This window comes from Allocoprococcus similis (assembly GCF_054660775.1).
Genome location: NZ_BAAHSG010000004.1, coordinates 13,699 through 35,070, shown reverse-complemented (window position 1 = coordinate 35,070; position 21,372 = coordinate 13,699). Strand labels below are relative to the sequence as shown.

Annotated in this window: 17 protein-coding genes and 1 pseudogene; 15 read left to right on the top strand and 3 right to left on the bottom strand. The window is 39.6% G+C overall.

Annotated features, from left to right (window positions below):
* Positions 1-3 precede the first annotated feature (3 nt).
* The 7 genes from ACYQ5K_RS01815 to ACYQ5K_RS01785 all read left to right on the top strand — a co-directional run bounded on the left by ACYQ5K_RS01815 (position 4) and on the right by ACYQ5K_RS01785 (position 7,753).
* The gene (locus ACYQ5K_RS01815) at positions 4-1,380 is read left to right on the top strand and encodes an ORF6N domain-containing protein (RefSeq protein WP_459777232.1); all 1,377 of its coding nucleotides are present in this window, start codon (positions 4-6) and stop codon (positions 1,378-1,380) included.
* Positions 1,381-1,388: 8 nt separating this feature from the next.
* On the top strand, positions 1,389-1,811 hold the full coding sequence (locus ACYQ5K_RS01810) for a hypothetical protein (protein ID WP_459777231.1): 423 nt from the start codon (positions 1,389-1,391) through the stop codon (positions 1,809-1,811).
* A gap of 713 nt (positions 1,812-2,524) precedes the next feature.
* Positions 2,525-3,577 (top strand): ROK family protein, encoded by a 1,053-nt coding sequence (locus tag ACYQ5K_RS01805; protein WP_334298988.1) that lies wholly within the window; start codon positions 2,525-2,527, stop codon positions 3,575-3,577.
* 401 nt (positions 3,578-3,978) lie between these two features.
* Positions 3,979-5,007, top strand: coding sequence for a zinc-dependent alcohol dehydrogenase (locus ACYQ5K_RS01800; RefSeq protein WP_195231654.1), 1,029 nt, complete (start codon positions 3,979-3,981; stop codon positions 5,005-5,007).
* Between the two features lie 9 nt (positions 5,008-5,016).
* On the top strand, positions 5,017-5,409 hold the full coding sequence (locus ACYQ5K_RS01795) for a VOC family protein (RefSeq protein WP_173689620.1): 393 nt from the start codon (positions 5,017-5,019) through the stop codon (positions 5,407-5,409).
* An 18-nt stretch (positions 5,410-5,427) separates the two neighbouring features.
* Positions 5,428-6,792, top strand: coding sequence for an MFS transporter (locus ACYQ5K_RS01790; RefSeq protein WP_173689621.1), 1,365 nt, complete (start codon positions 5,428-5,430; stop codon positions 6,790-6,792).
* Positions 6,776-7,753 carry a carbohydrate kinase family protein gene (locus ACYQ5K_RS01785; protein WP_459777230.1) on the top strand — a complete coding sequence of 326 codons (978 nt, stop codon included), beginning with the start codon at positions 6,776-6,778 and terminating at the stop codon, positions 7,751-7,753. Before ACYQ5K_RS01790 ends, ACYQ5K_RS01785 begins: the two co-directional genes overlap by 17 nt.
* Before the next feature lie 203 nt (positions 7,754-7,956).
* Here ACYQ5K_RS01785 and ACYQ5K_RS01780 read toward each other — a convergent pair.
* Positions 7,957-8,529: pseudogene (locus ACYQ5K_RS01780) on the bottom strand (IS1634 family transposase); the annotation flags it as partial.
* A gap of 511 nt (positions 8,530-9,040) precedes the next feature.
* Here ACYQ5K_RS01780 and ACYQ5K_RS01775 point away from each other — a divergent pair.
* Positions 9,041-10,693: an ADP-ribosylglycohydrolase family protein gene (locus ACYQ5K_RS01775; protein ID WP_459777229.1), complete on the top strand. Its 1,653-nt coding sequence runs from the start codon at positions 9,041-9,043 to the stop codon at positions 10,691-10,693.
* A 425-nt stretch (positions 10,694-11,118) separates the two neighbouring features.
* Here the strand turns inward: ACYQ5K_RS01775 and ACYQ5K_RS01770 are convergent, their stop codons facing one another.
* Positions 11,119-12,420, bottom strand: coding sequence for an IS30 family transposase (locus ACYQ5K_RS01770; protein WP_195231711.1), 1,302 nt, complete (start codon positions 12,418-12,420; stop codon positions 11,119-11,121).
* A gap of 369 nt (positions 12,421-12,789) precedes the next feature.
* Here ACYQ5K_RS01770 and ACYQ5K_RS01765 point away from each other — a divergent pair, with 369 nt between their 5' ends.
* The 5 genes from ACYQ5K_RS01765 to ACYQ5K_RS01745 all read left to right on the top strand — a co-directional run bounded on the left by ACYQ5K_RS01765 (position 12,790) and on the right by ACYQ5K_RS01745 (position 17,376).
* A complete protein-coding gene (locus ACYQ5K_RS01765) occupies positions 12,790-13,266 on the top strand; it encodes a hypothetical protein (protein WP_195231322.1) in 477 nt (158 codons plus the stop codon).
* Between the two features lie 291 nt (positions 13,267-13,557).
* A complete protein-coding gene (locus ACYQ5K_RS01760; protein WP_173688502.1) occupies positions 13,558-14,556 on the top strand; it encodes an aldo/keto reductase in 999 nt (332 codons plus the stop codon).
* Between the two features lie 76 nt (positions 14,557-14,632).
* Complete coding sequence (locus ACYQ5K_RS01755; RefSeq protein WP_459777228.1) at positions 14,633-15,580, top strand: hypothetical protein; 948 nt, start codon at positions 14,633-14,635, stop codon at positions 15,578-15,580.
* Between the two features lie 30 nt (positions 15,581-15,610).
* Positions 15,611-16,930 (top strand): MATE family efflux transporter, encoded by a 1,320-nt coding sequence (locus tag ACYQ5K_RS01750; RefSeq protein WP_459777227.1) that lies wholly within the window; start codon positions 15,611-15,613, stop codon positions 16,928-16,930.
* Positions 16,927-17,376, top strand: coding sequence for a YbaK/EbsC family protein (locus ACYQ5K_RS01745; RefSeq protein ID WP_173688508.1), 450 nt, complete (start codon positions 16,927-16,929; stop codon positions 17,374-17,376). Before ACYQ5K_RS01750 ends, ACYQ5K_RS01745 begins: the two co-directional genes overlap by 4 nt.
* 19 nt (positions 17,377-17,395) lie before the next feature.
* On the opposite strand, the gene ACYQ5K_RS01740 is transcribed toward ACYQ5K_RS01745, so the two are convergent.
* Positions 17,396-18,286, bottom strand: coding sequence for a helix-turn-helix transcriptional regulator (locus ACYQ5K_RS01740; RefSeq protein WP_173688499.1), 891 nt, complete (start codon positions 18,284-18,286; stop codon positions 17,396-17,398).
* Positions 18,287-18,445: 159 nt separating this feature from the next.
* On the opposite strand from ACYQ5K_RS01740, the gene ACYQ5K_RS01735 reads away from it, so the two are divergent.
* Together ACYQ5K_RS01735 and ACYQ5K_RS01730 are read left to right on the top strand one after the other, a co-directional pair.
* Positions 18,446-20,122 (top strand): alpha-glucosidase, encoded by a 1,677-nt coding sequence (locus ACYQ5K_RS01735; RefSeq protein WP_459777226.1) that lies wholly within the window; start codon positions 18,446-18,448, stop codon positions 20,120-20,122.
* A gap of 189 nt (positions 20,123-20,311) precedes the next feature.
* Positions 20,312-21,301, top strand: a complete 990-nt coding sequence (locus ACYQ5K_RS01730; protein ID WP_459777225.1) for a guanosine polyphosphate pyrophosphohydrolase — start codon at positions 20,312-20,314, stop codon at positions 21,299-21,301.
* The last annotated feature ends 71 nt before the right edge of the window (positions 21,302-21,372 follow it).

Below are 21,372 nucleotides of genomic sequence, written 5' to 3'. Positions count from 1 at the left end.
AGAATGGAAGGAACAAAAGAATTGATTACTACAGATGCTATTCGGAGTAAGGTGTACATACTTCGTGGACAGCAAGTAATGTTGGATCAGGATTTGGCAGAAATTTATGGTTATCAAGTTAAAAATTTAAATCAACAGGTAAAACGTAATTTGACAAGATTTCCAGAAGATTTTATGTTTCAACTAACTAAAGAAGAAGTGGAATTGGTGAAATCACAATTTGTGACTTCACGGAATATAAATTATTTTGAAGGGCAAGAAGGAGGGCGTAGAAAATTACCATACGCATTTACAGAACAAGGAATTTATATGCTTGCGACAGTTCTTCGTGGAGAATTGGCAGAACAGCAGAGTATATTTATAATGCGTACTTTTAGGGAGATGCGTCACTATATTAGTCAAAATCAACAGTTTGTTACTAGAAATGAAATGGAACTTTTAACAGCGAAGGTTGGAACGATAACTGAGAGACAGGATCGAATGGAGAAAAAGGTAGAGTTCATTCAAAAAGATGTGACCATTTTAGCAGATAACTTTATTACTGATAAGGATAAAAAGGATTTTGTTATTTATAAAGGACAGAAGTTAGAGGCTGACATTGCTTACATAGAAATCTATCAGCAAGCAAAGAAATCAATCTATGTTGTAGATGATTATATGAATGCAAAGTCATTACAACATCTTTCTCCGGCATTTAATACAGTGACAACGACAACCACTCTTGCAACAGATGGTCTCTTCACGATTGCTAATAAAGCTGTAGGAGATACTTTGAAGATGGCTAAGAACGGAAATGCCTGGGGTGCTATGAAGACGGCTGCAGGAAGTTCTAAGATGGTTCAGTTGGCAGAAGCTAGTCCACTTACGGCTACATCGCAAGCTGTGGCAGCGATTAATCCTGCGACAATGATGATGGCTGTTGCATTGTACTCTATTGAGAAGCAACTAGGTGAGATCGCAGAAACTCAGAAGCAGATATTGTCATTTCTTGAAATCAAAGATGAGGCAAATGTCGAAGGAGATCTTGAGACTTTAACAGAATTGATTAACAATTATAAGCATAATTGGGATAATGAAATGTATGTGCATAACAGCCATAAGATGGTAATGGATATCAAGAGAACTGCACGAAGCCATATGCTTTCATATCAGAAGAAGGTAACTGAGTTCTTGTCATCTAAGAAGTTGCTAGTTGCACAGGGACAGGTTAAATCAGCATTATCTGAATTGGAGAAAAGATTCAAGTACTACAGACTTGCTTTATACACTTATTCCCTTGCATCAATGATGGAAAACAGGTTAAATCAGCATTATCTGAATTGGAGAAAAGATTCAAGTACTACAGACTTGCTTTATACACTTATTCCCTTGCATCAATGATGGAAATCATGCTTGGTGGTAATTTCAAGGAAGAGTATATTTCAGGTATTAAGGACGAGATTGTAAAGCTTTCAGGAAGTTATAGAGAATTGTTTGAGAAGAGTTCTTTGTATCTTGAAAAACTTGGCGGATTAGCGGTAGAAGCAAATGTACTTAAGGGTATTGGTACTGCAGGGAAAGCTGTTGGTAAGTTCATTGGAAGCATACCACTCGTGAAAGAAGGACCAGTTGATGAGTTCCTTCAGGATAGTGGTACTCATTTGAAGAAGAATGCAATTGGTATGGAGAAGCAGGCAGTTCACCAGTTTGCAGCACTCAACAATTCTGGAACACATATCTTCGTAAATAAGATGGAAGATATGATTCAGATTTACAATCATACTGATCGAATCTGCTTTGATGACAAACAGATTTATCTGGTGGCAAATTAATAAAAGAAGGCAATCGAGTTATGGTTATATATAAAATGGTTAATACCCATAATGGAAAAGTATATATAGGACTGGTGCTAGAATGTGGATGTTCGTACAATCAATGAGCATATTAAGAAGATTTATTCCGACTCAGAGCTTGAGGAAGATTCAACTATCCGGAATTTCCGGATAGTTCAAACGAAGGTTCACGTCAGGTGACTCGTGATACAAAGCATTATAATTTTCAAATGATTATTGCGGTTGGATTCAAGGTTAGCCATGATCTACAGCGATGATTTTGGTGTTTCTGAGTTCTCGCATAAAAAATACCTCCGTTTTCGTATTGATTGATTCAGCAGGTTGTACCGGTGTGGTACTGCTTTGTTATGAGATAAGCATACGAAAAGCGGAGGAAAAAGGCATTGAGGGGAAATTGAGCTGGAATTGAGTGAATGTTTGGAAAGTTGTAAAATTGAATTTCCATTTTGGCAAAGAATTACCACAGTAATTATGATGAGATAACATGAATGAAAAATATAGTGATTGGGTATCCGGTAAATTTGATTCTTAAAAGTAGCATTTCTAAATGCAGTAAATTTTTGTAATAAAACATTACTTTACAAGAAGAATAAAAAAGTATATAATTTTTTATAAAATATTTAATAAAAGAGGATAAGAAAACGGAAAATAAAGATAAAAGAAATATAACAAGAAAAAAAATAATTAATTATGTGCTGAACAATCGTGTTACATCCAAGGCAGAAATCGCAAAAGAGTTAAACTTGAGTATGCCGACTGTGTTAGCAAATGTGAATGACTTGTTAGAAAAAATGGTGTTGGAAGAAACTGGGGAATATGCTTCGACCGGTGGACGGAAGGCAAAAAGTATAGGGATTAATAAGTCATACTGTCATGCAATGGGAATTTTGATTACAGCGAATCATATAGAAATGGTATTAGTAAATCTTGGAGATGAGATTATAAAAAAAGATCGCATCCGTTTAAAATTTACAGCAGAATTATCCTATTGTGCAGAGGTGGCACAAAAGGTCAAAACTTTTCTTGAAGGTGAATTAGCGAAGGATACGCTACTAGGGATTGGAGTGGCGATTCCAGGAATTATTGATCAGAAACAACGGATCGTTTTAAAATCCCATGCTTTAGGTATAGAGAATTATAGTCTGCGTTTTTTAGAGCAGGCTCTGGAAATTCCAGTATATTTTGAAAACGATGCTAATGCTGCAATGCTTGCAGAAAAAAAGCAAAAGTATCCCAATGCGATATATCTGTCTTTGAACCACACCTTAGGAGGTGCATTCTGCATAGATGGAAAGCTGTTTCGAGGGCAGAACCAGAAAGCAGGGGAGTTTGGTCACATGATACTCGTTCCAGGTGGAAGAAAGTGTTATTGTGGTAAATCAGGATGTGCAGATGCGTATTGTGCTGCAAGTGTACTGACACAAGATAACAGGCAGTCACTGGATGCATTTATGGAAAAAATTGAAAGTGGTGATGAAAAAAATTTGCAGATATGGAATGAGTATCTGGAGCATCTTGCTGTTTTGATATCAAATCTGCGGATGGCATATGATATGGATATCATACTAGGAGGTGATGTGGGAGGGGTATTGTCAGATTATATGATACCACTGGGAGAAAAAGTGATGGCATATAATGGCTTTGAGCATGATGTTTCATACTTGAAAAATTGTTCGTATAAGAAAGAAGCGTCGGCTGTTGGAGCCGCGAAATATTTTTTTACAAAACATATGGTAGAATTGTAAATTTTTTGAATGCAGATAAGCAGTCCACCGCATCTGGTGCGTAGAGCATTAGGCGTTGGGTAAGGGAATGTTTAGTCTGTTGGAGTTAAAAGCTCCCACTGACAGGTTGCAAAGTGAATGCGAATGTCCGCTTTATATGTGTGAAAAACGAGAAGTTGTCTAAAATTAGAAAAAGACATTATAGTAAAAAACGGAAAGAAAACAGTAACTACGGTTTCCTTTCCGTTTTTTGCGTGCTAATTGTGAAAAATATACAAAAACTGTATTTCGAAATTATGAAATATATAAAAATATGAAAAAACATATTGACAAATTGTTTTTACAGGATGATAATGTAATTACTTTAATAAAACATTTTATAAAAGATAAAACAAAACAATATGAAAAAGGAGGAAACAATTATGTTACAGCAGGTAATGACAAATCCAGGAGAAATTATTTTCAGAGAGGTTCCGGTTCCGGAGGTAAAGGAAAACCAGGTGTTGGTAAAGATTATGAATATTGGTATTTGTGGATCAGATATTCATGTTTATCATGGAAAACATCCGTTTACAAAATATCCGGTAACACAGGGACATGAGGTTTCCGGTGAGATTACAGAACTTGGAAAAAATGTCACAGAGTTTCATGTTGGACAGAAGGTGACGATAGAGCCGCAGGTATATTGTGGACACTGCTATCCATGCCGTCATGGAAAGTATAATCTCTGTGAGGAATTAAAAGTAATGGGATTTCAGACGACAGGAACAGCATCTGAGTATTTTGCAGTGGATGCATCTAAAGTAACACCTATTCCAGAAGATATGTCCTATGAAGAAGGAGCTATGATCGAACCTCTTGCTGTGGCAGTTCATGGTGTAAAACAGATGGGCGATGTGGCTGGCATGAATATTGCAGTCCTTGGCGCAGGACCGATCGGAAATCTTGTAGCACAGGCAGCAAAAGGAATGGGAGCAGCAAAAGTGATGATCACAGATATCAGTGATCTTCGATTGGCAAAGGCAGAAGAATGTGGAATTGATGTGTGCGTGAATACCAAAAATAAAGATTTCGGTGAGGCGATGATAGAGGCATTTGGACCGGATAAAGCCGATGTGATTTACGACTGTGCCGGAAATAATATCACAATGGGACAGGCAATCAAGTATGCAAGAAAAGGAAGTACAATCGTATTGGTGGCTGTTTTTGCTGGAATGGCAGAGATAGATCTTGCGGTGGCAAATGACCACGAACTTGACATTAAGAGCACGATGATGTATCGCCATGATGATTATATAGATGGAATCAGACTGGTGAATGAAGGAAAGGTTCATTTGAGACCGCTCATATCAAAAACATTTGATTTTAAAGATTATCTGAAGGCATATCAGTATATTGATGACAATCGCGAGACAACTATGAAAGTAATTATTAATGTCAGTGAAAAGTAAGGAGCGTATATGGAAAATAAATATGGAATTGTCGGAGTTGCCCATGTCGGGCTTCCGACAAACGATTTACAGAAAACAGTAGAGTTTTATAAGAGTCTTGGATTTGAAGTAATTATGCAGACTTATAATGAAAAAGCAGGGGAAAAAGTGGCATTTTTACAGATAAAAAATTACTGTATAGAGACTTTTGAAAATGGGCAGGCGGCAATGTCAGACGGTGCATACCAGCATGTTGCACTTGATGTGGAAGACATTGAAAGTATGTATCAGAAAATCTGCAATGAAAAATACACAGTTATTACAGACGGAATCGAAGAACTGCCATTTTGGGAAAATGGTGTGAAGTTTTTTATGATTAAGGGACCAAATGAGGAAAAAATAGAGTTCTGTCAGAAACTCTGATAAAAACAGGAGGGACATATGGGAAGCGAAAACAAAAATGGAAAAGTACCGCTGATCAGTAAGATCGCATATGGGTTTGGTGATGTTGGATGTAATTTCAGCTGGATGTTCGTCAGTAATTTTCTGATGATATTTTATACAGACGTGTTCGGAATCAGTATGGCGGCGGTGTCAGCACTTATGCTTTTTTCAAGATTCTGGGATGCAATCAATGATCCAATCGTCGGGGGACTTACGGATAAAACAAAATCGAGATGGGGACGGTACCGTCCATGGCTGTTAGTAGCGGCACCAATTACAGCGATTCTTCTTGTCATGACATTCTGGGCAAGACCTGACTGGCCGCAGAATGGAAAGATTATTTATATGGTAATTACATACTGTCTGCTGGTTTTGGGGTATACTTGTGTGAATATTCCATATGGAACTTTGTGTGGTGCTATGACACAGGATATTGATGAACGTGCAAAAATAAATACATCCCGTTCGGTTGCAGCGATGATTGCAATTGGTGTGTTAAATATTATCACAGTTCCACTGATCAGCAAATTCGGCAGTCACAGTGCAAAGACAGGATATCTGACGGTTGCGGTCATATATGGATGTATTTTTACAGCCTGTCATTTCTTCTGCTTTGCGAAGACGAAAGAGGCAGTGATTACTCCGGAAAAAGAAAAAATTTCTGTAAAGGTTCAGTTGAAAGCAGTCATGCAGAACAGACCATATCTTCTTGCATTGGCAGGACAGATATTATTTGGATTTACATTATATGGTAGAAACGCAGATATTCTGTATTATTTTACATATGTGGAAGGGAATGCCTCCTACTACACAACTTATTCGATGTGCATCATTATTCCTTCTATCATCGGGGCAGCCTGTTTTCAACCAGTATTCCGCAAGCTGAATAACAAAGGAAGAACAGCATCTCTCTTTGCTTTATTTACAGGAATTTCCATGCTGATTATGTTTTTCTTTAATGCCAAAGAATCACCAGCCATTTTTTATGCTTTATCTGGTCTGACACAGTTTTTCTTCTCTGGATTTAATACCGCAATCTATGCAATTATTCCCGACTGCGTGGAATATGGGGAATGGAAAACTGGACTTAGAAATGACGGTTTTCAGTATGCATTTATTTCGCTTGGAAATAAAATCGGAATGGCAGTTGGAACAGCACTTTTAGCAGGATTGCTTGGAAAATATGGTTATATTGCAAATCAGACACAAAATACAACTGTACTTTCAATTATGAAACATGCATTTACGACGATTCCAGGTGCACTTTGGATTGTGACTGCGGTTGTATTGTTTTTCTACCGGTTAAATAAAAAACGTTATAACAAGATTGTGGAGGAACTGAAAAATGGAAGAAAAAGTTGATATCGTGGCATTGGGAGAATTGCTGATCGATTTTACGGAAGCAGGACACAGTCAGGATGGGAGGAAATTGTTCGAACAGAATCCCGGCGGTGCTCCGGCAAATCTTCTAACCGTTGCAAGCCACTTTGGGTATCGCACATCTTTTATTGGAAAAGTTGGAAACGATATGCATGGTAAATTTTTAAAGAAGACATTGCAAAAGGAAGGAATCAATACAGATGCTATTGTTGAAGACCCGGGTTATTTTACAACGTTGGCATTTGTGGAAATCGGTGAAAATGGAGAACGGAATTTTTCTTTTGCAAGAAAACCGGGTGCAGATACACAGTTAAAAAAAGAAGAACTGGATCAGACATTAATTTCAGGTTGTAGAGTTTTTCATTTTGGATCATTATCGCTGACGGATGAACCGGCAGAAAGTACAACGATCGAAGCGGTAAAAATGGCAAAAGCAGCGGGTGTTCTTATTTCCTATGATCCAAATTACCGCCCGTCTCTTTGGAAGAACAAAGAGTGTGCAGTGAAAAAAATGAAATCTGTCATAGAACTGGTAGATGTCATGAAGGTATCGGATGAAGAGAGTATTCTGTTGACAGAGGCCGAAAGTTATGAGCAGGCCGCAGACCAACTCCTTGCCATGGGACCAAAGCTGGTTGCCATTACATTGGGAGAACAGGGGGTTCTTATGGCAACAAAAAGCAGAAAAGAAATCATCAGAGCATTTCAGACACATGCGGTCGACACGACTGGGGCAGGTGATTCATTCTGGGGAGGCGTATTATGCAGTATCCTTTCTATGAATAAGAATGTTGAAAAAATGGAATGGGAAGAAATCAAAAAGTGTGCTGTTTTAGGAAATGCAGTTGCTGGATTGTGTGTGCAAAAGAGAGGTGGAATCCCTGCGATTCCGACGAAAGAGGCAGTGTTTGAATTTTTAAATCAAATAAATTTTAAAAGCTGATAAAAAAGAATGATAATTTGGAGAAAAGTAGCATAGAATAATTTCGAGCTGATATGACAGAGAATGTTTTGGCGTATTGACAGGACATTTGAAATGACGTATACTCTCATCTTTGACAGTTGATTAGTTAAAAAAGTGCCACAAATCCTTTAAATACAAGGGGTGTGGCACTTTTCTCTGCATACACGAAATATAGTAATATTTTATCTCTGCTTACTTTTTTTCTGAATTCCTTTCATTTTCCGTTTTGTTATGAATTGATAGTCCGTTCTGAATCCGCAGGTTTCGTGGAGAACGTCAGTGATTTCCTGACGTTCATATACAGGCATGAAGCCCTGTTCTTCTATATCCGCAAATTTTATGTCTTTTAAAGTGTGAAGTAATTGTTCTGTAGTATAAGTCCCTTTCAAGGAGCGGTTTAATAACCGAAAATGTAACAGAGCAAGAAAACAGGTAAGAAAATGAGCCTTAATCCGGTATTCACGATTTAAGTAAACAGGTCTGGCTTCAAAGTCTGTTTTCATAGTTCTGAAACAGTCTTCAATCTGCCATCTGCCTTCGCTGACTTTTAGGATATCTGCAACGTTGTCATCAAGCAGGTCTGTACATACAGCATAAAGACTGTCATACATTTCTTCCTCAGCAATCTTATCCGTATCGAGATAATAGTGGATCTTAGCTTTTTCTCCTTCGTTGGTTACAGCCACCTTATTTACAAATCTTGCAGGATCATTTGGATTTTTATGCTGTTTTTTTAGAGAGCCATTTGCAATGATGAAATGTTCACATTCGTCTGATTTTGATAAGTACATGCTGGAACTGGAAGAGAATGCGAAGAAGTAGCAGCATCGCCATTAAAATTTTCAGCTAGCCAAGGTCGAGTGTATGGGAGTTGGGGCATCAGTCTGGGTAAAAAGTAGCCTTTGACATGTTCTCTGTAAGAAGAACAGACAAGGTGGAGGCGATGGCAGTTCTCCGTTAAATTTGACTTTTATGTTGGAATCACTATAATAGTAGAAACGAATAAAAAAGTTGAACTTTTTCCGTGGACGGGCGAGGTTCAGACTGTGATATGGATAGCGAGTTGTGTCAATACTTTTTTGCTACAGAATTTGTTGATATGTTTCCGCAAACAAACGGAGATATTTTGCTACATTTCCTATTAGTCTGGATCGATTCCCGAAAACTGACATCAATCAGGACGTATCGTGCCACGTGGGGTGCGTCGAGATTTTGTCAAAAATGCAAGATAAATATTCTGAATTAACTAAATTGGAGGAGTTATCGATGGTTCTCGGTAATACGAAACTTTTTGAACGATATGCCTTAAAATTATATAAAAGAATAGTAGCTTTTTCAGAGCTAAAGGCACATAATGATCATTTCCTTTTGGGGGTAACATTGGAAGATATATTGTCATATGCCGCCATATTGTTTCAGGAAACAAACGTCAAATATTATGCCGTATATGTTAATGGAAAATTTTACTGCCATTCAAAAAAAGTGGAAATACCCGAGTACCTGCCTTATGATATGGAAAAACTTGTATATCATGCAATAACTGCCATTTATTTTGCAACGCTCGAGGCTACAGATGAAGAACACAAAAGATATCCTGATATTGATGGGCTTGGTAAAAATGCAAGAAGGCTCAATGAACAGGAGTGTATGCAGTATCTTCTGTTTTATACAAAGTTAATATATATAGGTGGGGACCAGAAGTTTTTCACTGACTGGAGAAACGGCATAGTGCTGGCAGTGATAAAACGCTTCATGAAGCTTCACTATCTGGGCGATGATAATGGTGAAACGAAAAGTAACCATGATATTCTAAGTTGTTACAAAGGATGTCTCTTAGGTGGCGCTGTTGGCGATGCATTAGGCTATCCAGTCGAGTTTATGTCTGAGGCTGCGATTTTTGGACGTTATGGAGAAGAGGGAATAAAAACTCTTAAAGAAGCCGGCTCACCTGCACTCATTTCAGACGATACTCAGATGACGCTTTTTGCTGGAAATGCATGTATATACAGAAGAAGCAATATTTTTACCTATGGTATAAATCCTGCAACATGGAGCGGAAAAAGCGAATACACAATCTGGAATGGTTACCAGGAGTGGCTTGGTACGCAGGGAGATACACGATGGGTTGACAGAAATGGCAGTAAAATGTGGATATATGAAGATGAGCGTCTTCACAGTCTCCGTGCTCCGGGAAACACTTGCCTTAACTCAATAAGACAAAGTGAAAAAGGTGGAACATTAGAAAATCCTGTAAACAATAGTAAGGGTTGCGGAACAGTAATGAGAGCAGGTGTGATCGGATTAACAATGAGATACGACGGTTACGATTACCTTATCGATGCTGTACGGTTGGGACGGAGAGATGCAGCTTTAACTCATGGACATGCTCTTGGAGTCGAGTCTTCAGGTTGGCTTGCAGCAACTGTGGCTAATATTATTAATCTGGGGTATTTATACGATCGTCTTGAAGATGCTTTCGTGAGTGGCATAATGATTAATGATGATGCTTATCCATTTCCGTCCCCCGAGCATCTCGAACTGATTGACATGGCGATTACACTTGCATATGACTTAAATGTTTCCGACTTAGAGGCTATTCACATGCTCGGTGAGGGCTGGGTTGCAGAGGAAGCACTGGCAATAGCAGTGTTCTGCGCAGTCAGGTATCAGGATGATTTTGCAAAAGCAATAAGAGTGTCAGTCAACCACAAGGGTGACAGCGATTCGACAGGAGCAATCTGTGGAAATCTTCTTGGAGCATGGCTTGGAAAAGAGAATGTGGCAGAAGCTTTTGATCTTAATGATCTTGAACTAAGTGATGTGATTGAAACTATCGCAGAAGACCTTTATACAGCAACTCAAAAAGTGGTTCCGAAACCGGGAGAAAATAAAGCCTGGGACAGAAAATACCGTAGATGATGAGGAAGGAAACTCCGGTTTTTTGAAGATATATTCCCATGTACTGTGGGGTGGATTTATTTCCGAGTTGTGTCGACATTCACGGCATTATTTCAACCCGCGTTAAGACGGTCTGTTTGCTGCCAAGAAAAGAGAAATAAAGGCTGAACACGGGTGAATTGAAAAAGTAAAATCCACCTTGCAAAGGTAAATTCTACTTTGCAGGATTAAATTCCACGTGAAAGAAAAAAATATTGATCTTGTATATGAAATCCTCAAAATCAGAGTTAAAATATAAGGAAAAGCTGTGGTTTTGGGGATTTTTTTGCATGCCGAGCGGAAGTCGAATTTACGTGTGATTTTTTGGAAGGAGTAAATTCCACCTCTGGGGGATGTTCTGCGATGATGGCGGTATAGATTTCCTGCCCAGCTTTTTTAGTTTTAGTTTATTTTAATAATTCAGGACTAAGGATGATTTCGTCAGCAGGAATTTTCTGCAGATGAAATGCATCTAAAATTTTTCTACCGTATTGAAACTCGAAAACTTCATAAGGACTTTTGTTTCCGAGCTTTTTCCGGGAGTAGGAGTTGATGTGGCTCATCATGAGATCAATCTGTTCCTGTGAGTATCGTCCAAGGTCAGTACCTTTTGGAATGATTCTTCGAATCAGTTCGTGGTTGTTTTCACAGCTTCCTTTCTGGTAAGGTGCGCTGGGATTACAATAGAACATCCTGGTTCGAGGGTTTCCCTGTGCATCCAGTTCGATAGCAGAAGGGTTTGAAAATTCACTGCCGTTATCCGCTAAAAGAACAGGAAAAAGTTCAATGAAAATATCCATCCTCAATTCAAAATAGAGACGGTCAAAAATGTCAATGACAGATTGAGAGTCATTATGCTGGCGGAGAAAAGCAAGCTGCAGTTGTTGTTCCACGAAATGAATAGTGAGAAGAACCGCTCCGCCTTTTATACCTTCTACAGAATCAAGCTGTCTGACAGAAGCATCCGGATGTTCAGCCATGTAATTTTCAAAACATTGAAAGTCACGTCCAATACGGCAGGATTTATCCACTTTCAGTTTAGAAGAAACATTTTTCCTTGGACGCATGCGTATGGTACGTGGCATATCGATATTTCTGGCAGTGAATAATCCGTTGTTTGTGTAAGTATACAGTGTTCGTTCTGACTTCATAAGTTCGTCAGCATGATGTATTGCAATGTGATGAAGGGACTGCCCTTTTTTGAGGAGAGGAGATACCACATCATCGAGCTGCTTGAGTTCCACTTCAGAAAGGGCAAACCCAGAACGGGATTCCCTTCTGACCTGTTCATATTCCTTCTGAGCATAAGAAGCCTTGTAAAGACGTTTTTCGAGAGAACACCTGGTACGCTGCTGACAGCCATTACAGACATAGGGAGGTTTGGAAAGCTTAGGGCAAATATATTTTTCGTAAGAGATGCAGGAGGAAGTACACCTGCCGCAAGTCCAGCACGGTTTGTTATTCGAGTAGGCGCAGTGCTGGCAAAACTTCTGCAGAGAACACTGATGCAGGAAAGCGACACGGCAGTCGTTGAAAGATCTGCCTAAAGCGCCGGTTTTCTCAAAGCAGATATGCGCTTTAATCTCCTTTGAAATCGTAGTGCAGTCTTTGCCGAGTTCTCGGGCAATAGACTTAAAACTATGGTGTTCGTTGAGCATGGTTTCAATGAGGATTCTTGCTTCCAGATTTAAATGTTTTTGTTTATTCATAATGGTCTCCTTACCGCTGGGAGGAATCACCATGTTTGTATAAAGAATTATAAGGGAAAAATAGGAAGAATTAAATTCCACCTTTAGAAATGCAACGTTTTGCAGGATTAAATTCCATAGAGGGGTGGAATTTAACTTTGCAATTAAGTAAGGCTGAACACGACGTGACCGGAAGATTTTTGTATATTGACAGAACATTTAAAAAGACATATACTAAGTGCAGTAATCGTTCTGTAGAGACTTGTGAAGCCTACAGGCGGGGGAGAGCCTGTAGGCTTCTCCCTCTTTTTCTTTAAGGAGAAATGATTTGCAGATATCGAAATAGTTTATTAGTTATGCTAAAAAGCAGTAAAGGAGATATAGGCTGTTATGAAAATCAAAAGATGGATAGTTTTGACCTTATTAATAGCAGCGATTGTTACAGGATGCAATCAAAAAGACTCGACATATCAGAGTCTGGATGAAAAGAAACTCAATTCCGAAAATACAGATATTAACGATAGAGCGGATTATTATGATAAAAATGTCGATGACCGTATAGATAAAATGAGTCCAGAGGAAAAAGAAAAATTTTATGTAGATGTGACGATAAATTACATTAGCAGAGAAAATGTTCCGGAAGATGATATTATTTTTCTGAGAAATGATAATGTGTACGAAGGGGATCTATATGACGGTGATGATACCATTCTGCTCCCACCGGGAATTTATAAACTGATTTCATCAGAAATTGGAGGACATGATGCAGATTTTGGAGAAATTAATCTGCTTACACCTGGTGAAAAGGTAACAATAATCGTTGATTATAATACATTTTCAGCAAGTCGTGGGGAGGACAGAAAGTGATTTTATTTTAATACATAGGAAATCTCATTTCCTATGTATTAAAATGTAATGATACCAGGGTCAAAAGGTCAGAAAGCCGATGCAAGCTTGCTTGCAAGAGGATTTTTGACCTCTTGACCCGCCAAAAGCATGAGTAAGTAGCCATTTTTCAAAGAAAAATGAGCGGATTACGAATGTTTTTGAGGATTGCGAAAGTGCAAAGCACGTAGCAATCTGGTATCAAAGGGGGCAAAATACCTTTTGCCCCCAACATCATGTAATAAAGAATAATGAAAAAGAGGAGAAACTAAAATGAAATTTCAAAAGCTTGGCAACACGGATATCGATGTTTCGGTGGTTGCATTAGGTACTTGGGGGCTTGGCGGCGGAAGTGTCTGGACAGACGGAGATTCTACAGTTGAGGATGCGAAGCGTCTGCTTGATATTTGTCATGAACATGGTGTAAATTACATCGATACCGCACCGGTATATGGTACAGGAGTAAGTGAGGAACTGCTTGGTAAGGCACTGAAAGGCAGAAGAAATGATTTTGTTTTGCAGACCAAATGTTCGTTGAACTGGAGAAATGAGGGCGGTAATTTCCATTACGAACGAGACGGTTATACCGTTAACAATGACACACGCGCATCAGCAGTGAAAAAGGACGTGGAAGACTCTTTGCGCAGAATGGGAACTGATTATCTGGATTCTGTTATCGTACATTATGTATGCGGCAGCTTTCCAGTGGAGGAAACGGTTGGAGCTTTGGAGAATCTGGTTCGTGAAGGAAAGATCCGCACCTATGGACTTTCTAACAGTCAGCCGGCAGATCTGGCTGCATATCAGGAAGCCGGCGGAAACGTATCTGTTGTACAGGAGTTTTTCAGTATTCTCTCTCCTTTCCATGGCAGAGAATATTTTGATCTGTGTAAAAAGTATAACACGGTATTTCAGACCTATGGTGTTCTGGAGGAAGGATTTTTGACTTCTCCTGCCTTTATGGAACGGGAATTTGCAAAAACCGATATCCGATCCAGAATACCTTGGACAGATCCGGAGAAAAAAGAAGGACTTCGCAGGGCTTTCGAAATCTGGAAACCACTTTGTGAGGAATATCATTGCAGTTTTGCAACGCTGGTAGAAGCCTGGGCACTATCTCAGTATGACCGAATGAGTCTTCTGGTTGGAATGCGAAAAGCTTCCAGTGTGGAAGATACCGTAAAGTGTCTGGATATAAAGTTGCGTGCCGAGGACATCAAATGTATGGAGGAAGCAGTAAAGACAATTCAGGTTGCGGTTCTGGACAAATAGAAAACAGTAAAGGTGGAAAGGAGCGGGATCGTATACCCGGTCCTTTCCTAATTCGGCAAAAGAAGGGGAGAAGAACATGAAAGAACCTATGATGGCAGATAGCCATGAAATCGCAGTTAGAAATTATAAACAACCATTGAGAAATCGTTTGATCATGATGCTGATCTGTATTGCAATTGCTCTTGCATCCTTTTTTGTTGTTTCCAAATGGGCAACTTCGGTTGATTCGTACCGTTGGGTTATCAAAACGCTGAATGGATTGCAGAAAAAAGCACTGGGGCTTTCCGGAACTGCAACAGCTCTTGCAACCGGTGCTGCAGCAATACCGGGAGAAGCCACAACCCCGATCGCGAATAAGCTGGCAGATGTCGCAGGGTATATGGTGATCGTTTATGCAGTGATCATTGTTGAAAAATATTTACTGACAATCACCGGGTATATTGCATTTAAAATTTTATTTCCTATCGGATGCGTGCTTCTGGCAGCAGGAAATTTTTTGAAAAACGGATGGAAGGAATTTATCTACAGAATCGGAATTAAGAGTATCATACTGGGAATTCTTTTATGGGGACTGGTTCCTACCAGTGCGTGGGTGACGAATATGGTAAATGAAACCTATGCAAAGTCCTATGAAGCTGATTTTTCACTGGAAGATACGGAAGAATTATTAGATGAGGGTGATACCTCTTCAAACACAGACAAGAAGGATGAATCACAAGAAACGAAAGATAAAAAGTTTTCATTCAGTGGTTTTCTTGAGAATGTAAAGGATAAGGTAGATGATGCAATTGATACAGTAGGTGAAGTCACTACAGAAAAAATCTCTGCTTTTGAAGATGGATTAAACAGGATATTGGAGGGTGTGGCAGTGCTGATCGTGACAACTTGTGCCATTCCGGTTCTGGTTATGTTATCCTTTGCCTGGATTTTAAAAGGGATCATGGGTCTGAGAATCCCATCTATTACACTTCAGTCGGTGCCAAGGGTTTCTGAAAGGAAAAGAAAGAAATCTGAAGAAAATTAATTTAGAATTTTGACGAAGGAGAGGAATGATATGACAAAAGATTTGACTACAGGGAAAATCATGCCGATTCTTGTGAATTTCACCGTGCCGCTGGTTTTAGGAAATCTGTTTCAGCTGACTTATAATGCGGTGGACAGTATTATCGTAGGACATTTTGTAGGGAAAGAAGCCCTGGCGGCAGTTGGTATCTGCAATCCGATCAGTACGCTTATGATACTGTTTTTGAATGGATTATGTATGGGCGCAAGTATCCTTATGGGAATTCAGTATGGGGCGAAAGATTATAAGACTTTGCACAGGCAGATCAGTACAACCATGTTGTCGGGAGTCGTTTTTTCGTTTTTCCTGACTTTATTTTGCGTGGTATTTGCAGTACCGATCCTGCATCTTTTGCAGGTAGATGCTTCTATTATGGAGATGACGCGGCAATATTTGCGGATTATTTTTATGGGATTAATGTTTACCTTTTTGTATAACTTTTTTTCCAGCACCCTAAGAGCATTAGGAGACAGTGCATCGCCTCTGTATTTTCTGATCATCAGTGCAGTCCTGAATATATTCGGAGATTTGTTTTTTGTCATTGTACTAAAGGCAGGAAGCAATGGATGCGCCATTTCCACAGTGCTTAGTGAGGCACTGTGCTGCCTGTTTTGTGTTATTTATATACAGAAAAAAGTACCGATTCTTCGTCTTGGCAAGAAATGGCTGGTATTTGATTCCAGTCTGCTGAAGAAAACGATTGCTTACGGATGGGCGTCAGCTATGCAGCAGGCTACTGTCCAAATGGGGAAAATTGCGATCCAGGCACTGGTTAATACCATGGGAGTATCCGTAGCCGCCGCCTTTGCAGTTGTCAATCGGATCGATGATTTTGCTATTACACCGGAACAGAATATTGCCCATGCCATGACGGCACTTATGGCGCAGAATAAAGGAGCCGGAAAAAATGACCGTATGCGGGAAGGATTTCGCTGCGGAATGATCCTGGAGATTGTTTATGGAGTGGTTGTTATGGTAATTTGCCTGGTATTTGCCGGAGAACTTATGGCACTTTTCGTAAAAGACGAGGAAGTAATAGGGCATGGTGTCATTTATCTGCATCTGATTGCCGTAATGTATATACTTCCGGCCATTACGAATGCAATCCAGGGATTCTTCCGTGGAATCGGAGACCTGAAGGTAACACTGATGAGCAGTTTTACCAATATGGCGGTCCGGGTCATTGCGGCAGCACCAATGATTTTGCTATGGAACTTCGGGATTGAAGCATTGCCATATTCCTATCTGGCAGGCTGGGTTGCCATGCTGCTGGTAGAAACGCCTTTGATGATTCGGATTTATCGGAAATAATATATAAAAATGCGAAAGGATTCCTTGATCATGTGATTGAGCTTGCAGCATCTACAGCTACAGTAACAGAAGCAGCTGCTGCACTACAGGTAGAACCGGGAATGATTGCGAAAACCATGTCATTTTTGCAAGGGAATAAGCCAGTTCTGATTTTAACGGAAGGAACTGCAAAAGTAGACAACAGAAAATATAAAGATACTTTTCATATAAAAGCAAAAATGATTCCGTTTGAGGAAGTAGAAGATATCATCGGTCATGCTCCGGGCGGAGTATGTCCATTTGGTATCAACGAAGGAATAGAAGTCTATCTTGATGAAAGTCTGAAAAAGTTCAATACGGTTTACCCGGCAGCAGGGAATGATCATAGCGCTGTAAAGCTCACTATTCCTGAATTGGAATTGGTAGCAGAAGCGAACGGGTGGGTAGATGTCTGTAAGGAACTGTAAAATTGCCCAGAAAAGGAGCTTATACAGAATCCGGTCCCAATCTCTTTATAAAAGCCAGCGGTGTCATATGATATTTTGTCTTGAATGCCCTGTAAAAATAAGAGAGATTACGAAAGCCGACGGATAAAGATACCTCTAATATGGAGGTGTTTCCGTGCTCAAATAACTCTACTGCTTTTTCCGGCCTGATACTGTTGATATACTGGATACAGGTCATATTCATATGCTTTTTAAAAAAGCGCATAAAATGATATTCGCTGAAATAGCAAAGCTTTGCAAGTTCAGAAACCGACAGAGCTTCTGCATAATTCTGATCAATATGATCAAGTACAATTTTTAATTTATCGGAAGAGTCTGATTCTGTAGAGGATCTTGCGTTACTGTACTGGAGCAGAAGAAAAAGAGTCTGCAGCAGACAGGATTTTATGGCGAGTTCATATCCAAACATCCGGGCGTCGTACAGGGAAACAAGCTGTGAAAAGTACTCTCTGAGAGAATCATAGGCAGGGTGTTCCAAGGTAATGAGATATGGCAAGGCTAATTCGTGATTTACCATAGGTGTAAGATAGCGGGCAGAACAGATATCTGCGTTATTTCCACCCAGAAGATTCATATGGAACACATAGGTTTCCGAGCAGAATTCTGCACTGTTTTTCAGGATAATGGAATGCAGGAGTAAGGGTGGAATAAACAGGATATCCCCTGTACCTGCTTCGTATTCCATCAGATTGATCTGGTAAATACAGGATCCCTTTGTTATGAGGGTCAGCTCTGCCTCTTCGTGCCAGTGCGTTGTTATGACAGGAGAATCTGCTGAGAGTTTTGAGATATATTTCTGAATCGGAAAATAAACCTCTCCATGTTTTGCGTTTTCTTTTTGCTCCGGTATAAGTGAATGCGGTGTTTTCATATTTCTAATACCTCCATAATAGCAGGATTGTGTTATAAAATGAAAAAATAATACAAGATTTGTTACGATTAAGATTATATAATAGCAGTATAATATAGCCAAAGAAATAAAGCAATGGCGAAGCAATACGATGATCATATATGAAAGAGGTTGATAAAAATGGAAAAAAAGTGGTGGCATGACAAAGTAGCGTATCAGATTTACCCAAAGAGTTTTCTGGATACAAATGGAGACGGAATCGGAGATCTGAGAGGAATTATTTCTAAACTGGATTATCTGAAAAAGTTAGGGATTGATATTATCTGGTTATCGCCTGTTTACAAATCACCATTTGTAGATCAGGGATATGATATTGCGGATTACTATGCAATTGCTGAAGAGTTCGGAACAATGGAAGAATTTGATGAACTGCTGGCGGAAGCAAAAAAACGAGACATGCATATTATTATGGATCTGGTTATTAATCATTGCTCCGACAAACATGAGTGGTTCCAGAAAGCTTTAGCAGATCCGGATGGAGAGTTTGCAGATTATTTTTATTTCCGCAAGGGCAAAAACGGAAATCCACCGAGCAATTACCGCTCTTATTTTGGAGGAAGCTGCTGGGAAAAGGTACCGGGAACGGACAAATATTATTTTCACATGTTTGCAAAGGAACAGCCGGATCTGAATTGGGAAAATCCGAAGTTACGGCAGGAACTGTACAAAATGATCAACTGGTGGCTGGAAAAAGGTCTCTCCGGTTTTCGAATCGACGCGATCATCAACATCAAGAAGGATCTGGACTTTTCTGATTTTGCACCGGATGGGAAAGATGGTCTGGCAAGCTGCTGGAAGATGGTTGAAAGTGTAGACGGAGTAGGGAAGCTACTGGAAGATCTGAAAAAGTCAACTTTTGAAAAGTATGATGCCTTTACAGTAGGAGAAGTATTTAATATGAAACCGGATGAATTACCGGAATTTATTGGTGAAACCGGTCATTTTTCAACAATATTTGATTTTAGCGCCCATACGCTCACCGATGGAGAACATGGATGGTATGATGCTCCGAAGCTGGAATTTGCGAAATGGAGAGATGCGATCATTCAGGCACAATTAGAAACACAGAAGTATGGCTTTAAGGCGAATATCATTGAAAATCATGATGAGCCAAGAGGAGCATCCAGATTTTTATCTTCTTATGCCCAGACACCGGCGGGAATCAAGATGCTTGGTACGGTCAGTCTTCTGCTCAGAGGAATTCCTTTCATTTACCAGGGGCAGGAAATCGGTATGAGAAATGCCAAATGGAACAGCATGGAGGAATTTGATGATATCAGTACAAAAGACCAGTATCATACTGCCCGTGAAGCAGGATTGTCGGATCAGGAAGCCTTGGAAGTATGCAGTCGCATGAGCCGTGACAACGCGAGAACACCGATGCAATGGAACGGTGAAAAAAATGGCGGATTTACAAAAGGAACGCCATGGTTAAAGGTAAATCCTTTATTTAAAGATGTGAATGTGGAAGCTCAGGAACAGGATATGGACTCCGTTCTGAATTATTATCGTAAACTGGTTGCACTGCGTAAATTGGATGAATTGAAAGAAGTATTTACCTATGGAGAATTTCTTCCGGAATATGAAAATGTGGACGGAATCATGGCATTTTATCGTAAAAATGAATCCAAATGTATTCTTGTAGCTGCTAATTTCGGAAAGGATGTTGCAATAATCAAATTGAAAAGCGGTATAAAAAAAGTATGGCTGTCGAACCGGGCAGAGGAAATGGCAGACTGTGAAGCAGATACGTTGAATTTACGGAGCTGTGAAGTTGTGGTTCTGGAATTAGAATAGTCTGCACAATAAAAATTATAAATATGTAATAAAAACAGGGATTGACCTTGCTGGATTATATGCAGCAGATCAATTCCTGTTTTTATATTCGATGAATCAGATCACTCGATTTGAAACAGCAGTATCAAATTTAGCCGGATTCTGCTATACTGTATAAGAAAAACGTCAGATAAAAGAAGGGTGAAGCATATGATCACATTAAATGACTATTTATATTCAGGTGATACGATTTTTCGGATTTTAAGAAATTATACAGTGGATCTGAAGAAAGAAGCAAAGAAGAATCACAACGAAATAGATCTCATCCATTCCCATTTTCTGATCCAGATCAGGGAACTGCTTGAGCACAATGATTTCCTTACTGCACAGTCGCAGAAAATCAGGGAGTTTTATAAATATATGGTACAGGAATATCCTCTGCTTGCCTTTACTTTTAAAGGAAGGATCAAGTCGCTGATCCTTGCAGAGGAAAAATTCAACGGGTATATTGTAGAATATATTTATGATTATTACGAAAAGCATCATACCTATCCGTCGGTGCCGGACCTAAGGGAAAAGCTGAGCTGCTTTCGGGATATTATCGCATACCGTCTGGTAATCTCTCTTCCGAAATGCAATATCAGGGATGACAAACTGCGAGAGGAAGAGGAAATCAAGTATTTATACAGGATCGCGAATGTTCTTCCAGGCTTTCTGGAGGAAAGAGGGTTTACGGCAGAACTGGCAAAGGGAGTGCTTGAAAGTACATCTCCTTTTATGGATGAGGCGGTAAAACCTTATTATCGGGATTATATTTCTAATGGAAATGGAAGCAGCTATCAATCATTGCACATCACGTTTTACGACAACTGTTCGAGAAGCTACATGGAAGTGCAGCTGCGGACAAAGAAGATGGATGATATAGCGGAGATTGGAGCTGCAAATCACCAGGCCTATGAGAAGGAGCAGGAAAGAGTCAGGGCCAGAAGAGAAGCCATTCCGGAAGGAGAATGCATTTATTTTGATGAGGCATACGAAAGAGGAATGCGGCTCCTGGAGCTGGAACTAAAGGATCTGGAAGTCAATATGTTTGCTGCGGCAAATAACAGTCTGATCAATGACGGATGCGGATTATACCGGGGCAGGCTGATCCTGCCGTATGAACATTTATCAAGATTCCAGACGGATCTGAACGATTAAAGGATTATAAGAATGAATAAATCAGATATAAAAAAGCATATTACCATCTCCCGGTCAGAGAAGAGTTGTAT

Bases quoted from the DNA above. Each gene is read 5' to 3' on its own strand.
- ACYQ5K_RS01785 (WP_459777230.1), top strand. From the start codon at position 6,776: ATGGAAGAAAAAGTTGATATCGTGGCATTGGGAGAATTGCTGATCGAT.
- ACYQ5K_RS01730 (WP_459777225.1), top strand. From the start codon at position 20,312: ATGATCACATTAAATGACTATTTATATTCAGGTGATACGATTTTTCGG.
- ACYQ5K_RS01815 (WP_459777232.1), top strand. From the start codon at position 4: ATGGAAGGAACAAAAGAATTGATTACTACAGATGCTATTCGGAGTAAG.
- ACYQ5K_RS01790 (WP_173689621.1), top strand. From the start codon at position 5,428: ATGGGAAGCGAAAACAAAAATGGAAAAGTACCGCTGATCAGTAAGATC.
- ACYQ5K_RS01800 (WP_195231654.1), top strand. From the start codon at position 3,979: ATGTTACAGCAGGTAATGACAAATCCAGGAGAAATTATTTTCAGAGAG.
- ACYQ5K_RS01755 (WP_459777228.1), top strand. From the start codon at position 14,633: ATGAAAGAACCTATGATGGCAGATAGCCATGAAATCGCAGTTAGAAAT.
- ACYQ5K_RS01770 (WP_195231711.1), bottom strand. From the start codon at position 12,420: ATGAATAAACAAAAACATTTAAATCTGGAAGCAAGAATCCTCATTGAA.
- ACYQ5K_RS01795 (WP_173689620.1), top strand. From the start codon at position 5,017: ATGGAAAATAAATATGGAATTGTCGGAGTTGCCCATGTCGGGCTTCCG.
- ACYQ5K_RS01760 (WP_173688502.1), top strand. From the start codon at position 13,558: ATGAAATTTCAAAAGCTTGGCAACACGGATATCGATGTTTCGGTGGTT.
- ACYQ5K_RS01750 (WP_459777227.1), top strand. From the start codon at position 15,611: ATGACAAAAGATTTGACTACAGGGAAAATCATGCCGATTCTTGTGAAT.
- ACYQ5K_RS01810 (WP_459777231.1), top strand. From the start codon at position 1,389: ATGCTTGGTGGTAATTTCAAGGAAGAGTATATTTCAGGTATTAAGGAC.
- ACYQ5K_RS01765 (WP_195231322.1), top strand. From the start codon at position 12,790: ATGAAAATCAAAAGATGGATAGTTTTGACCTTATTAATAGCAGCGATT.
- ACYQ5K_RS01740 (WP_173688499.1), bottom strand. From the start codon at position 18,286: ATGAAAACACCGCATTCACTTATACCGGAGCAAAAAGAAAACGCAAAA.
- ACYQ5K_RS01775 (WP_459777229.1), top strand. From the start codon at position 9,041: ATGGTTCTCGGTAATACGAAACTTTTTGAACGATATGCCTTAAAATTA.
- ACYQ5K_RS01735 (WP_459777226.1), top strand. From the start codon at position 18,446: ATGGAAAAAAAGTGGTGGCATGACAAAGTAGCGTATCAGATTTACCCA.